Annotated in this window: 9 protein-coding genes; 8 read left to right on the top strand and 1 reads right to left on the bottom strand. The window is 69.6% G+C overall.

The window, feature by feature from the left end:
• Positions 1-263 precede the first annotated feature (263 nt).
• From ACH4C6_RS02805 to ACH4C6_RS02770, 8 genes are all read left to right on the top strand, one after another.
• Positions 264-2429, top strand: coding sequence for an ABC transporter family substrate-binding protein (locus tag ACH4C6_RS02805; protein ID WP_398106716.1), 2166 nt, complete (start codon positions 264-266; stop codon positions 2427-2429).
• Between the two features lie 115 nt (positions 2430-2544).
• The gene (locus ACH4C6_RS02800) at positions 2545-3171 is read left to right on the top strand and encodes a hypothetical protein (protein WP_398106715.1); all 627 of its coding nucleotides are present in this window, start codon (positions 2545-2547) and stop codon (positions 3169-3171) included.
• Between the two features lie 144 nt (positions 3172-3315).
• Complete coding sequence (gene typA, locus ACH4C6_RS02795; RefSeq protein WP_376334675.1) at positions 3316-5223, top strand: translational GTPase TypA; 1908 nt, start codon at positions 3316-3318, stop codon at positions 5221-5223.
• Between the two features lie 610 nt (positions 5224-5833).
• The gene (locus ACH4C6_RS02790; protein WP_398106714.1) at positions 5834-7447 is read left to right on the top strand and encodes an ABC transporter substrate-binding protein; all 1614 of its coding nucleotides are present in this window, start codon (positions 5834-5836) and stop codon (positions 7445-7447) included.
• 132 nt (positions 7448-7579) lie between these two features.
• Positions 7580-8509 carry an ABC transporter permease gene (locus ACH4C6_RS02785; RefSeq protein WP_398106713.1) on the top strand — a complete coding sequence of 310 codons (930 nt, stop codon included), beginning with the start codon at positions 7580-7582 and terminating at the stop codon, positions 8507-8509.
• Positions 8502-9464 carry an ABC transporter permease gene (locus ACH4C6_RS02780; protein ID WP_398106712.1) on the top strand — a complete coding sequence of 321 codons (963 nt, stop codon included), beginning with the start codon at positions 8502-8504 and terminating at the stop codon, positions 9462-9464. Before ACH4C6_RS02785 ends, ACH4C6_RS02780 begins: the two co-directional genes overlap by 8 nt.
• A gap of 11 nt (positions 9465-9475) precedes the next feature.
• Positions 9476-10534, top strand: coding sequence for an ABC transporter ATP-binding protein (locus ACH4C6_RS02775; protein ID WP_398106711.1), 1059 nt, complete (start codon positions 9476-9478; stop codon positions 10532-10534).
• Positions 10527-11675: an ABC transporter ATP-binding protein gene (locus tag ACH4C6_RS02770; protein WP_398106710.1), complete on the top strand. Its 1149-nt coding sequence runs from the start codon at positions 10527-10529 to the stop codon at positions 11673-11675. Before ACH4C6_RS02775 ends, ACH4C6_RS02770 begins: the two co-directional genes overlap by 8 nt.
• Before the next feature lie 247 nt (positions 11676-11922).
• On the opposite strand, the gene ACH4C6_RS02765 is transcribed toward ACH4C6_RS02770, so the two are convergent.
• Positions 11923-14046: a prolyl oligopeptidase family serine peptidase gene (locus ACH4C6_RS02765; protein ID WP_398106709.1), complete on the bottom strand. Its 2124-nt coding sequence runs from the start codon at positions 14044-14046 to the stop codon at positions 11923-11925.
• Between the last annotated feature and the right edge of the window lie 126 nt (positions 14047-14172).

Here is a 14172-nt window from a genome sequence, read left to right as displayed (position 1 = left end):
TCGCGGCCCAAGGCGGCAACGTTCATGCGCCTGCGAGTGTTGCGCGTCACACCTTGCGCTGTGAAGGGATGTGCATCGATTGGCCGGGGCGTGCGGGTGCAGTCGGCGGGGGTGTTGCGCCGGACGGGTGATGTGCCGCCCGTGACCGCCGTGTCGCCCTGTGTTGCCGAACCCTTTCCTCTTCAGTGGCGGCATACATCAGACAAGCTCCAAATACCGCCAAATGTGATCGTAACGCCCGCGGCTCCCCGGAGGTAGCACAGATGTCCCAGCACGGCGTCGGCCCACGCGCCCTCGCGCGCTCGGCCGCCTTCCTGACCGCGGGCGTCCTCGCCGTGCCCGCGCTCGCCGGATGCGGTTCCGACGACCCCTCCGGCAAGCCGCTCGCGGGCCAGGACGTCCGGCCCGCCGCCCGCGACCGGATCGCCGACGGCGGCACCCTGCGCTGGGCCGTGGACTCGGTGCCCGACACCCTGAACACCTTCCAGTCCGACGCCGACGCCACCACCGGCCGGGTCGCCCAGGCCGTCCTGCCGTCGATGTTCCGCATGAACGCCTCCGGCCGCCCCGAGCGCAACGCGGACTACCTGGAGTCCGCCGAGGTCGTCGACACCGAGCCCAAGCAGGTGGTGCTGTACAAGCTCAACCAGCAGGCCGTCTGGAGCGACGGCCGGGAGATCGGCGCCGCCGACTTCGCCGCCCAGTGGCGCGCCCTGTCCGGCAAGGACACGGCGTACTGGACCGCCCGCAACGCCGGGTACGACCGCATCCAGAAGGTCGAGCGCGGCGACAGCGCCCTGGAGGTCCGGGTCACCTTCAGCCGCCCCTACGCCGACTGGCGCTCGCTGTTCTCCCCCCTGTACCCGAAGGACGTCATGGGCACCCCCGACTCCTTCAACGACGGCGCCCGCAAGAAACTCAAGGTCAGCGCGGGCCCCTTCACCGTGAAGAAGGTCGACCGCGAGGACGACGAGATCACCCTCGCCCGCAACCCGCGCTGGTGGGGCGAGCCCGCCAAGCTGTCCGGGATCGTGCTGCGCTCCGTCCCGCGCGACAAGCGGGCCGCCGAGCTGGCCGCCGGAGACCTCGACCTGGCCGAGATCGACCCCACCGCGGCCCGCCGCATCACCGTCGCCGCCCGCCCGCACAGCTCCAGCAGCCCGATGATGGGCCCGGGCGCCGACCGCTCCGCCGCGGACTCCCTGAAGTCCTGGGCCGTCGCCAACGGCTCCGACGAGGACGCCGCCGACGAGGAGACCGTCGCCCGAAGGAAGCTGCGCAAGGCCGCCGCCAAGTACGCCCGGCAGCAGCAGGCCCTGAGCGGCTTCGAGGTGCGCAAGTCCCTGGAACCGGCCTTCACCCAGCTCGCCCTCAACGGCGCCGAGGGACCGCTCGCCGACGAGCGCGTCCGCCGGGCCGTCGCCCGCGCGCTGGACCGCAAGGAACTCGCCGAGGCCGTCCTCAAGCCGCTCGGCCTGCCCGCCGTCCCGGTCGGCAGCCACCTGGCCCTGTCCGGGCAGGCCGCCTACGCGGACGGCAGCGGCGCCCTCGGCGGCCAGGACACCAAGGAGGCGCAGGCCCTGCTCGCCGACGCCGGATGGGTGCGCGGCGGCCCGGTCGAGCAGGAGAAGAAGAAGGACAAGGAGAAGGAGAAGGCGGCAGGCGCCGAGGGCGAGAAGTCCGACTCCAAGGACACGTCCGACGACGGCACCTACATCGTCGGGCAGGACGACAAGGCCCCGCGCGGGCTCGACCCCGCCGGCCACCAGCAGGCCCACCAGGGCGGCGCGCCCGGCGCGTACGCCCCCAAGGGCAGTGCGGCTCCGGCCAACCAGGAGGCCGCCCGGCTCGCCAAGAACGGCAAGGCGCTCACCCTGCGCTTCGTGCTCCCCTCCGGGCCCGGCTCCCAGACGCTGCGCACGGTCGCCGAGCGCATCTCCGCCATGCTGGAGCGCGTCGGCATCGGCACGGAGATCTCCAAGGTGTCCGACGAGTCCTACTTCAAGGACCACATCGCCTCCGGCCAGTACGACCTCGCGCTGTGGTCCTGGCCCGCGAGTGCCTACCCGGCCACCGACGCCCGCCCCGTCTACGCCAAGCCCGTGCCGGCCGCCGACGGCTCGCTGAACGTCGAGCAGAACTACACCCGGGTCGGCACCGACCAGGTCGACCAGCTCTTCGACCAGGCCGCCGCCACCCTGGACGAGGGCGAGTCCCGCTCCCTGATCCGCAAGGCCGACTCCCGCATCTGGGCGGCGGCCGGCTCCCTCCCCCTCTTCCAGCGCCCGCAGCTCGTCGCGGCCCGCAAGAACCTGGTCAACACGGGCGCCTTCGGCCTCGGCACACCGGTGTACGAGGACATGGGCTTCCTGAAGAAGGGCGCGAAGCCGGCCTCGGGCGCCTCGGCGAAGGGCTCGACGGCGCCGTAGCTCCGAGAACGCTCAAACCGCTTGCCGCCGCCCGCCCGGCGTCCCCACCATGAGTCCGTACGTGATCATGGTGCGGACGCCGGGCGGGTCCGCGTACGGGGGACGGAGCCGGTGCATGCGCGGAACGGCACGACACACCTGCCTGGCGGCCCTGGTCGCCGGGCTCCTGGCGACGGGGACCGCGGGATGCGCGCCGGACGGGGGTGGCGGCCGTGAGGACAGGGCCGGGACCTGCGCAGAGGGCACCTACACCTGGTCGGGTGTCCGCAGGGAGCAGCGGCTGACCGCGCTGTCCGACCCGATCAGGTTCACGGAGGAACCCGACACCTACTCCCTCCGCCTGGAAGCCGTGGGAGACACGGTGTACCGGCCGTCGGTGACCGGTACGCCCCGGGGCACGGACGCGGCCGGGGTGATCAAGGAGCTCGGCAGGCACCTGAAGACCGAGGGGCCCCTGGCCGGGCCGTCGCGGACCGAGCGGCCGGCGGAGGACCACTTCGTCGAATACCGGAACGGCCTCGGCCGGGGCGCGTACTACGCCTGGGCGCAGCTCGACCTGGTCGACGCCGACTTCACCCGCACCTGCGGGGACGGCGAGCCGGCGCGGGGGCACGTGCGCACCTGGGAAGGGTCCGGCGCGGCCCTGCTGCCCTGTTCCGCGGAGCCCCCGGACGAAGCGGCGGGCCGGATCGCCGCCCAGCGCCGGTGCCCCGCCGGATCCGAGGCCGCCGAGGGTGCCTGACCTGCGTCGACACGGCCCGGGTCACCTCCGGGGGCGCGGACCCGTACCATGGGGTGAGGCCGTGGCATGTTGAGCCCGGCAGGGTCCGCGTAACACAGACGTACGCGACGGCCCCTTCCTCACACTCCGGGAGATCGCCGCTTTATGGCCACGCGCCACGACATCCGCAACGTCGCCATCGTCGCCCACGTCGACCACGGCAAGACCACCATCGTCGACGGCATGCTGAAGCAGGCCGGTGCCTTCGCCGCCCACCAGCTCGACTCGGTCGACGACCGCATGATGGACTCGAACGACCTGGAGCGTGAGAAGGGCATCACGATCCTCGCCAAGAACACGGCGGTGAAGTATCACCCCAAGGACGGCGGGGAGCCCATCACCATCAACATCATCGACACCCCCGGCCACGCCGACTTCGGTGGCGAGGTCGAGCGCGGTCTGTCGATGGTCGACGGCGTCGTCCTGCTCGTGGACGCCTCCGAGGGGCCGCTCCCGCAGACCCGCTTCGTGCTGCGCAAGGCGCTCCAGCAGCGCCTGCCCGTCATCCTGTGCATCAACAAGACGGACCGCCCGGACTCCCGGATCGACGAGGTCGTCAACGAGACCTACGACCTCTTCCTCGACCTGGACGCCGACGAGGAGCAGATCGAGTTCCCGATCGTCTACGCCTGCGGCCGCGACGGCATCGCCTCGCTGACCAAGCCGGACAACGGCACGGTCCCGTCCGACTCCACCAGCCTGGAGCCGTTCTTCTCCACGATCCTGGAGCACATCCCGGCCCCGACCTACGACGAGGACGCCCCGCTCCAGGCCCACGTCACCAACCTGGACGCCGACAACTTCCTCGGCCGTATCGCGCTGCTCCGCGTCGAGCAGGGCGAGCTGCGCAAGGGCCAGACGGTCGCGTGGATGAAGCGCGACGGGTCCGTCAGCAACGTGCGCATCTCCGAGCTGATGATGACCGAGGCGCTCACCCGCAAGCCCGCCGAGAAGGCCGGCCCCGGTGACATCTGCGCCGTCGCCGGTATCCCGGACATCATGATCGGCGAGACCCTGGCCGACCCGGAGAACCCGGTCGCGCTGCCGCTGATCACGGTCGACGAGCCCGCGATCTCCATGGTCATCGGCACCAACACCTCTCCGCTGGTCGGCCGCGGCGCCACCGGCAAGGGCGCCGACAACAAGGCGGCCGTCAAGGACCGCAAGGTCACCGCCCGCCAGGTCAAGGACCGCCTCGACCGCGAGCTGATCGGTAACGTCAGCCTCCGGGTGCTGGACACCGAGCGGCCGGACGCCTGGGAGGTGCAGGGCCGCGGTGAGCTGGCGCTGGCCATCCTGGTCGAGACGATGCGCCGGGAAGGCTTCGAGCTGACCATCGGCAAGCCGCAGGTCGTCACCAAGGAGGTCGACGGCAAGACGTACGAGCCGGTCGAGCGCATGACGATCGACGTGCCCGAGGAGCACATGGGCGCGGTCACGCAGCTCATGGGCGTCCGCAAGGGCCGCATGGACAACATGTCCAACCACGGCTCCGGCTGGGTCCGCATGGAGTTCGTGGTGCCCTCCCGCGGTCTCATCGGCTTCCGTACCGAGTTCCTGACCCAGACCCGCGGCACGGGCATCGGGCACTCCATCCACGAGGGCTTCGAGCCCTGGTTCGGCACGCTCCAGACCCGCAACAACGGCTCCCTGGTCGCCGACCGCTCCGGCGCCGTCACCGCGTTCGCGATGACCAACCTCCAGGAGCGCGGCGTGCTGTTCGTCGAGCCCGGCACCGAGGTGTACGAGGGCATGATCGTCGGCGAGAACTCGCGCGCCGACGACATGGACGTCAACATCACCAAGGAGAAGAAGCTCACGAACATGCGGTCCTCGACCGCCGACGTGACCGAGTCGATCGTCCCGCCCCGCAAGCTGTCGCTGGAGCAGTCCCTGGAGTTCTGCCGGGACGACGAGTGCGTCGAGGTCACCCCGGAGGCCGTGCGCATCCGCAAGGTGAACCTGGACGCCCGTGAGCGCGCCCGCGCCGCGAGCCGCGCCAAGCACGGCTGACACCCTCTCCACGGCGCACAGCACCGGGCACCCCGCACCCCGCGGGGCACCCGGTGCTGTGCTGTTGAAGGGGGAGCGACGTGGAGGAGAAGGGTAGGGAAAACCCTTGACCTGGCCGCCACGCCCGCCGTGGGCGGCCCGCCGCCACTACCCTGCTGCGGAAGTGGCGCGCCTGACGATTCCGGCGTCGTACAACCCCCGTGCCGCACACGCTCGTTGAGCGTGAGGCCGGCTCCGCTGGAACCCTGCACGGGGTCCGCGACGACCGCAAGCGGTTTTTCTCCCTCTCGCGTCCGGAATGCGGACGGTCGCCACCGATAGATGTGTAACAAGTCCGTTTCGCAGGGATCTTTCACCAAACCCTTTGTCCGGATTTTGGAAGATGTAGGTGTGAGCTGTGATCGAACCGAGACCTCGAGAGTGTGGTTCGGTCCAGGCGTTTGGCAGATAGTTAGGCGCGTAGAGCTCGGATGTACGGGTCAGTAGCCGGCAGCGGCGCGACTCACGAGCGCGGGGGCACTCGACGAATTCCGGCACCGGCGACGGGCGGGGGCCGTGATGTGTCGTGTGCTCCCTTCGCGGTGAACCAATGACTTCTTAGGAGGAACCCATGCGCGGTGCCAGGAGCGCCAAGTGGGTCGCGGGGGCGATAGTCGTCGCCCTGGCCGCCACCGCCTGCGGCGGCGACGGTGATGGTGAGAGCAAGAGCAAGGGTTCCGGACCTGCCGGTTATGTCTCGGTCGACGTCGGCGAGCCGCAGAAGCCGCTGATCCCGGCCGACACGAACGAGAGCAACGGCTCGTACGTCATCCAGGCCCTCTTCACCCAGCTGCTGGACTTCGACGCCAAGGGCGACATCGTCTACACGAACGCCGAGTCGGTCACCACCGACGACTCGAAGACGTGGACGGTCAAGCTCAAGAAGGGCTGGAAGTTCCACAACGGCGAAGAAGTCACCTCCAAGTCGTACATCGACGCTTGGAACTGGTACGCCAACATCAAGAACAACCAGCAGAACTCCTTCTGGTTCCAGGACATCAAGGGCTACGACGATGTCCACCCGGAGAAGGGTGACCCGAAGGCCGAGACCATGTCCGGTCTGAAGGCCGTGGACGACCACACCTTCACCATCGAGCTGAAGTACACGATGCCGTACTTCAACTACAAGCTCGGCTACACCACCTGGGCCCCGCTGCCCAAGGTCTTCTACGACGACCCGAAGGCCTTCGGCCAGAAGCCGGTCGGCAACGGTCCCTACACGTTCGAGAAGTGGGACCACAAGAAGCTCATCCAGGTCAAGGCCTGGGACGACTACCAGGGCCCGAACAAGGCCAAGAACAAGGGCGTCCAGTTCAAGGCGTACACGACCCTCGAGGCCGCGTACAAGGACGTCGTCTCCGGCAACCTGGACATGATCCGCCAGGTCGGCCCGACGGACCTGCCGAAGTACAAGCAGGACCTGGGCGACGGCGCCATCGAGCAGCCGTACGCGGCCATCCAGACGCTGACCCCGGCGTTCTACTCCAAGACCTTCAAGGACATCGACCCGAAGGTCCTGCAGGGTCTGTCGATGGCGATCGACCGCGACACGATCACCAAGACGGTTCTGAACAACACCCGCACGCCGGCCAAGGGCTTCACCCCGCCCGGCGTCAAGGGCAACCAGAACCTGGACACGGACGTGTTCACGTACAACCCGGCGAAGGCCAAGCAGCTCATCAAGGAGGGTGGCGGCGTCCCGGGCAACAAGTTCACCATCCAGTACAACACCGACGGTGGGCACAAGGAGTGGGTGACCGCGGTCTGTGAGTCCATCCGCAAGGCCACCGGTGTCGACTGCACGGGTGACCCGAAGCCCGACTTCGCCACGGACCTCGAGGCCCGTGACAACGACCAGGTGAAGGGCATGTACCGCGGTGGCTGGGTCGCCGACTACCCGGTCAACGCCAACTTCATGAAGGAGCTGTACCACACCACCGCCGAGGCCAACAACGGTCGCTTCTCCAACAAGGAGATCGACTCGCTGATGAACAAGGCGGACAACGCCAAGTCCCTCGAGGCGTCGGTGAAGGCCTTCCAGGAGGTCGAGAAGAAGCTGGTCGAGCACATGCCGGCCATCCCGCTCTGGTACTACCGCATCAACGGCGGCCACGGTAAGAACGTCGACAACGTCAACGTCGACTTCCACGGTGACCTCGAAGTGTGGGCCGTCACCACCAAGTAAGAGGAGTCCTGCGGGCTCTTCCCACTCGGCCGTAAGCCCGCCGCCACCCCGGTGGCGGCGGGAGGTGCGGGGGGCCGTCTCGTCACCAGGAGACGGCCCCCGCACCTGCGTTAACCCCTCACGGAGGCACCTATGGGGCGCTATGTCGCACGACGACTGCTCCAGATGATCCCGGTCTTCATCGGGTCAACCCTGCTCATCTTCTGCATGATGTACGCCCTGCCCGGCGACCCCGTCCGGGCCATGATGGGCGACCAGGCGTACGACCCGACGGTGGTCGCGAGCATCAAGAAGGAGCTGGGCCTCGACCAGCCGCTCCTTCAGCAGTACGTCAACTACATGACCGGCCTGTTCCAGGGCGACTTCGGTACGCAGATCGCCAGTCAGCGGCCCATCGCCGACATCATCGCCGACGCGTTCCCGGTGACGATCCGACTCACGATCTTCGCGTTCACCTTCGTCACGCTCGTGGGCATCGGCCTGGGTGTGGTCGCCGGTCTGCGCCCCGACACGCTGCGCGACCGCGGTCTGCTGACGCTGACGCTGGTCCTCGTGTCGATGCCGTCCTTCGTGCTGGGCTTCCTGCTGCAGTACCTGTTCGCGTTCAAGTGGTCGATCACCACCCCCACGGTGACCGACTCGACGGACTGGGCGCAGCTCGCGCTCCCGGCCACCGTGCTGGCATCGCTCTCCCTCGCCTACGTGGCCCGGTTGACCCGTACGTCGATCGCGGAGAACCTGCGCTCGGACTACATGCGCACCGCCGTGGCCAAGGGCCTGCCGCGCCGCCGCATCATCGGCGTCCACCTGATGCGCAACTCGCTGATCCCCGTGGTCACCTTCCTCGGTATCGAGGTCGGAAACCTGATGACCGGTGCCATCGTGACCGAGGGCATCTTCAACGTGCGGGGCATCGGCCTCGAAATCTACGATGCGCTCACCCGGCGTGAAGGCGCCACGGTCGTGGGCATCGCCTCGCTGATGGTGCTCATCTACCTCGCCGCCAGCTTGATCGTCGACCTGCTGTACGCGGTCCTGGACCCGAGGATCCGGTATGCCTGACAAGACCGTAGAAAAGAAGGTCGACGCCCTCCCCGGCGACACCGTGAGCACCGCGGGCGTCGTGGTGGCGGAGGCCGGCCCGGCCCCCGACAAGCCGCGCAGCCTGTGGTCCGACGCCTGGCACGACCTGCGGCGCAACCCGCTGTTCCTGGTCTCGGCCGCGCTCATCGTCTTCCTGCTGGTCATGTCGCTGTGGCCGGGGCTGTTCACCAGCGCCTCCCCGCGCGACGCCGACCTGGCCAAGCACTACCTCGGCAAGCCGAACTGGGGCCACTTCTTCGCCCCGGACTGGCTGGGCTACGACGTCCAGGGCCGGTCGATCTACGCGCGCGTCGTCTACGGCGCCCGCGCCTCGATCACCGTGGGTGTGGGCGTCACCGTCGCCGTGACCATCCTCGGCACGATCATCGGCATGATCGCCGGCTACTTCGGCGGCTGGACCGACACGCTGCTGTCGCGGGTGACCGACATCTTCCTCGGCATCCCGTTCCTGCTCGGCGCGCTCGTGGTGCTCAACTCCTTCGACGACCGCACCGTCTGGGTCGTCATCATGGCGCTGGCCTTCCTCGGCTGGACCCAGATCGCCCGAGTCGCCCGCGGTGCCGTGATCACCATCAAGCAGGCCGACTACGTCGTGGCCGCCAAGGCACTCGGCGCCTCGACCTCGCGGATCCTGTTCCGGCACATCCTGCCCAACGCGCTCGCGCCCATCATCGTCGTCGCGACCATCGCGCTCGGCGGTTACATCGCGGCCGAGGCCACCCTGTCCTTCCTGGGCGTGGGTCTCGGAGACACGGCCGTATCCTGGGGCGGCGACGTGGCGCGAGGACGTGAACAGCTCCGTATCGCCCCGCACACCCTGATCATCCCGTCGGTGATGGTGTCGATCACGGTGCTGTCGTTCCTGATGTTCGGCGATGCGGTACGCAACGCCCTCGACCCCAAGCTGCGCTGAGGGAGGCGTACGTGACCATCATCGATGAAGTGGCCGAGAACCCGGCACCGGACGGTGCGGAGGGCACGGGCCGCCCGCTGCTCGAAGTGCGCGACCTGCACGTGGAGTTCCACACCCGCGACGGTGTCGCCAAGGCCGTCAACGGCGTCAACTACTCGGTGTCCGCGGGCGAGACGCTCGCCGTGCTCGGCGAGTCCGGCTCCGGCAAGTCCGTCACCGCCCAGGCCATCATGGGCATCCTCGACATGCCGCCCGGCCGCATCCCCAAGGGCGAGATCCTCTTCCGCGGCCAGGACATGCTGAAGATGTCCGCCGAGGAGCGCCGCAAGATCCGCGGCCAGCGCATCGCCATGATCTTCCAGGACGCGCTGTCCTCGCTGAACCCGGTGCTGAGCGTCGGCTACCAGCTCGCGGAGATGTTCCGCGTCCACCAGGGCATGTCCAAGAAGGACGCCAAGGCCAAGGCCATCGAGCTGATGGACCGGGTGAAGATCCCGGCCGCCGCGGCCCGGGTGAACGACTACCCGCACCAGTTCTCGGGCGGTATGCGCCAGCGCATCATGATCGCGATGGCGCTCGCCCTGGAGCCGGACCTGATCATCGCCGACGAGCCCACCACGGCCCTCGACGTGACGGTCCAGGCCCAGGTCATGGACCTGCTCGCGGACCTTCAGCGCGAGTACAACATGGGTCTGATCCTGATCACCCACGACCTCGGCGTGGTCGCCGACGTCGCCGACAAGATCGCCGTGATGTACGCGGGCCGCATCGTCGAGCGCGCCCCGGTCCACGAGCTGTACAAGCGGCCGGCGCACCCGTACACCAAGGGTCTGCTGGACTCGATCCCGCGCCTGGACCAGAAGGGCCAGGACCTGTACGCGATCAAGGGCCTGCCGCCCAACCTGACGCGTATCCCGTCCGGTTGCGCCTTCAACCCGCGCTGCCCCAAGGCGCAGGACATCTGCCGCACGGACGTCCCGCCGCTGTACCCCGTCACCGAGCGGGACGGTGGCGAGCTGGTCGGCCGCGGCAGCGCGTGCCACTTCTGGAAGGAGACGATCCATGGCTGAGCTCGGCAAGAACGACGGGCCGCAGGACGCCACGCCGAACGTCTCCGAGGTCGAGGTCGTCGACGCCTCCTCCGAGACGGAGGCGGTCGCCGCGATCGAGGCGCCGGTGGACCGCGGCGAGCCGATCCTGCAGGTGCGCAACCTGGTGAAGCACTTCCCGCTCACCCAGGGCATCCTGTTCAAGAAGCAGGTCGGCGCGGTGAAGGCGGTCGACGGCATCTCGTTCGACCTGTACCAGGGCGAGACGCTCGGCATCGTGGGCGAGTCCGGCTGTGGCAAGTCCACGGTCGCCAAGCTGCTGATGATGCTGGAGAAGGCCACCGCGGGTGAGATCTTCTACAAGGGCCAGGACATCACCAAGCTGTCCGGGCGCGCGCTGAAGGCGGTCCGCCGGAACATCCAGATGGTGTTCCAGGACCCCTACACCTCGCTCAACCCCCGTATGACGGTGGGCGACATCATCGGCGAGACCTTCGAGATCCACCCCGAGGTGGCGCCGAAGGGCGACCGCCGGCGCCGGGTCCAGGAACTCCTGGACGTGGTCGGCCTCAACCCCGAGTACATCAACCGCTACCCGCACCAGTTCTCGGGCGGTCAGCGCCAGCGCATCGGCATCGCCCGCGGCCTCGCGCTCAACCCCGAGATCATCATCTGCGACGAGCCGGTCTCCGCGCTGGACGTGTCCGTCCAGGCGCAGGTCGTCAACCTGATGGAGAAGCTGCAGGACGAGTTCAACCTCTCCTACCTCTTCATCGCCCACGACCTGTCGATCGTCCGGCACATCTCGGACCGGGTCGGGGTCATGTACCTCGGCAAGATGGCCGAGATCGGCACCGACGAGCAGATCTACGACCACCCGACGCACCCCTACACCCAGGCGCTGCTGTCGGCGGTCCCGGTGCCCGACCCGGACGCCCGCGAGGGCCGCGAGCGGATCATCCTGACCGGTGACGTGCCGTCCCCGGCCAACCCGCCCTCCGGCTGCCGCTTCCGCACCCGGTGCTGGAAGGCGCAGGACAAGTGCGCCGAGGAGGTGCCCCTGCTGGCGATCCCCGCACGCTTCAAGGACGCGGACACCCCGGCGGCGCACGAGTCGGCCTGCCACTTCGCCGAGGAGAAGGACGTCGTCCACGCGGCCTGACACCCCTTCCCTCCCGGTTCCCGGCCCCCCTGAACGGGGTGCCGGGAACCGGCGTTCCGGGAGACGCCGACGTGCTGCATCGCAAGGCGTTCCGGGCGACCCTGGACTTCGTTAACACACAGGCAACTCGGCCGACCCGGGGTCGATATGACCGCGCGTCAGGGTGGGTGGTGTACGGCCGTGCGGGTGCCGTGGGACGGGCCGGGGCGCGCCATGTCGCCCCGGCCCGTCGTCCCGCGGTCGGCGGTCAGCCGGCGGTGATGCCCAGGGCGCGCTTGAGGAAGTCGACCTGGAGGAGCAGCAGGTTCTCGGCGACCTGCTCCTGCGGGGTCATGTGCGTGACGCCCGACAGCGGCAGGACCTCGTGCGGTCGGCCGGCCGACAGCAGGGCCGAGGACAGCCGCAGCGCGTGGGCGACCACGACGTTGTCGTCCGCCAGACCGTGGACGATCATCAGCGGCCGGTGCGGCTCGGCCGGCGCGGACAGGCCCTCGGCGGTGACCAGGGAGCTGCGCGCGTAGGACTCCGGGTGATCCGCCGGAGTGCCCAGGTAGCGCTCCGTGTAGTGGGTGTCGTACAGGCTCCAGTCCGTCACCGGCGCGCCCGCGATGCCCGCGTGGAACACGTCCGGGCGGCGCAGGACCGCCAGGCCCGCCAGCCAGCCGCCGTAGGACCAGCCGCGGATCGCGACCCGGGACAGGTCCAGCGGGAAGCGCCGGGCGAGGTCGTGCAGCGCCTCCACCTGGTCCTCCAGCGACAGCGTGAAGTCGTGGTGGACGGCCTTCTCCCAGGCGGGGGAGCGGCCCGGGGTGCCCCGTCCGTCCGCGACCACGACCGCGAAGCCCTGGTCCGCGAACCACTGCGAGGTGAGGTGCGCGTTGTGCGCGGCGACCACCCGCTGGCCGTGCGGACCGCCGTACGGATCCATGAGCACCGGCAGCGGGGTGTCACCGTCGTAGTCCCGAGGCATAAGCACGGCGCACGGGACACGGCGTGCGCCCCCCTCGGTGAGCGTCACGCGGGGGGACAAACCGGGGTCTTCTGCGTACGACCGGACAGTCGTGGTCGCTTTTCCGTCGCGCAGGATCTGCACCCGGGAACCTGGCCGATCCAGCACCGCCGAGACCAGCACGGTCACGTCCCCGGCCCGCACCGCCGCGTGCACACCCGGCTCCCGGGACACCCGCTCCACGCCCAGTTCGTTCACCCGGTACACGTGCACCTGGCCCGTCTCCGGGTCGGCGGCGTCCTCCCCGGCCGACGCCGAGACCAGCACGTCCGCGTCGGAGACGTCCAGCACCGCACGGACGTGCAACTGCGCCCCGGTGAGCGGGCGTTCCCCGACCGCCAGCACCCGTGCGCCGCCCTCGTCCGCGATCCGGACCAGCTGCCCGGACGGGCTCCAGCACGGCACACCGGGGAAAAGTTCCAGCCATGTTGGATCTTCGTCGGCGTGCACCATCCGGGTCGCGCCCGTGTCCGGGTCCACCGCGAGGTACACCTGGCCGCGCTGGTCGCGCGACTGCACGAGCAGCAGCGGCGCACCCGCCGCCGACCAGTGGACACGCGTCAGATACGGATGGCGCGCGCGGTCCCACACCACCTCCGTGCGCGTCCCGTCGAGGCCGACCACGAACAGCCGCACCTGCGCGTTCGCGGTCCCGGCCGCCGGGTACGCCACCCGCTGCGGCTCCCGCTCCGGATGCGCCGGGTCGGAGATCCACCACCGCTGCACCGGTGTGTCGTCCACCCGCGCCACCAGCAGCCGGTCCGACTCCGGGGCCCACCAGAAGCCCCGCGAACGCCCCATCTCCTCGGCCGCGACGAACTCGGCCAGCCCGTAGGAGACGTTCTCCGCCTCCGGCTCGGCGAGCACCCGGTCGCCCGTCCCCTCCGCCTCCACCACCCGCAGGGCGCCCCGCGCGGTGTACGCGACGAACCGCCCGTCGGGCGACGGACGCGGGTCGATCACCGGCCCCGCGACGGGCAGTTCACGGGCCGTCCCGGCGCGCAGCCCGGCCGTGAAGAGCCGCCCCGACAAGGCGAAGGAGGCCAGCTCCACGGCCGTGTCGGTGGCGTAGGCGACGATGCCGGCGCCGCCCTCCCGGCTGCGCTCGCGCCGGGCCCGCTCCTCGGGCGAGAGGTCCTCCGCGCCGCTGCCCAGCAGGGCGCGCGGGTCGGCGGCGACGCGCTCCCCGCCCGTCTGCGGGTCGAGGACCCACAGCGCGCCGGCCCGGTCCGTGCCGGAACCGGAGTGCAGGAACACGACACGCGAACCGTCGGGCGCCACGGTGAACGAACGCGGCGCGCCGAGCGTGAAGCGCTGGGTACGGGCGTGCCGTCGGGGAAAGGAGTCAGGCTCGGTCGTCATGCCCTGACCATATTGGCCATGCGCCCCCTTGTGCGGCCGTGCGCCGAGCGATGCGCACGCCGGGATAGTTATGATCAATGTCGCATAGTGGGTATCAACCTGCTTGCTGCTGTACGGATTTACTGC

This window comes from Streptomyces sp. NPDC017943, assembly GCF_044328425.1.
Taxonomy (GTDB): Bacteria; Actinomycetota; Actinomycetes; order Streptomycetales; family Streptomycetaceae; genus Streptomyces; species Streptomyces djakartensis_A.
Note: the sequence above shows the minus strand (reverse complement) of the source record. Positions and strands in the feature narration are given on the sequence as shown.

What these genes read in the sequence shown, in the direction of transcription:
- ACH4C6_RS02800 (WP_398106715.1), top strand. Translation starts at nt 2,545, where the DNA reads ATGCGCGGAACGGCACGACACACCTGCCTGGCGGCCCTGGTCGCCGGG.
- ACH4C6_RS02790 (WP_398106714.1), top strand. Translation starts at nt 5,834, where the DNA reads ATGCGCGGTGCCAGGAGCGCCAAGTGGGTCGCGGGGGCGATAGTCGTC.
- ACH4C6_RS02785 (WP_398106713.1), top strand. Translation starts at nt 7,580, where the DNA reads ATGGGGCGCTATGTCGCACGACGACTGCTCCAGATGATCCCGGTCTTC.
- typA (WP_376334675.1), top strand. Translation starts at nt 3,316, where the DNA reads ATGGCCACGCGCCACGACATCCGCAACGTCGCCATCGTCGCCCACGTC.
- ACH4C6_RS02770 (WP_398106710.1), top strand. Translation starts at nt 10,527, where the DNA reads ATGGCTGAGCTCGGCAAGAACGACGGGCCGCAGGACGCCACGCCGAAC.
- ACH4C6_RS02805 (WP_398106716.1), top strand. Translation starts at nt 264, where the DNA reads ATGTCCCAGCACGGCGTCGGCCCACGCGCCCTCGCGCGCTCGGCCGCC.
- ACH4C6_RS02765 (WP_398106709.1), bottom strand. Translation starts at nt 14,046, where the DNA reads ATGACGACCGAGCCTGACTCCTTTCCCCGACGGCACGCCCGTACCCAG.
- ACH4C6_RS02780 (WP_398106712.1), top strand. Translation starts at nt 8,502, where the DNA reads ATGCCTGACAAGACCGTAGAAAAGAAGGTCGACGCCCTCCCCGGCGAC.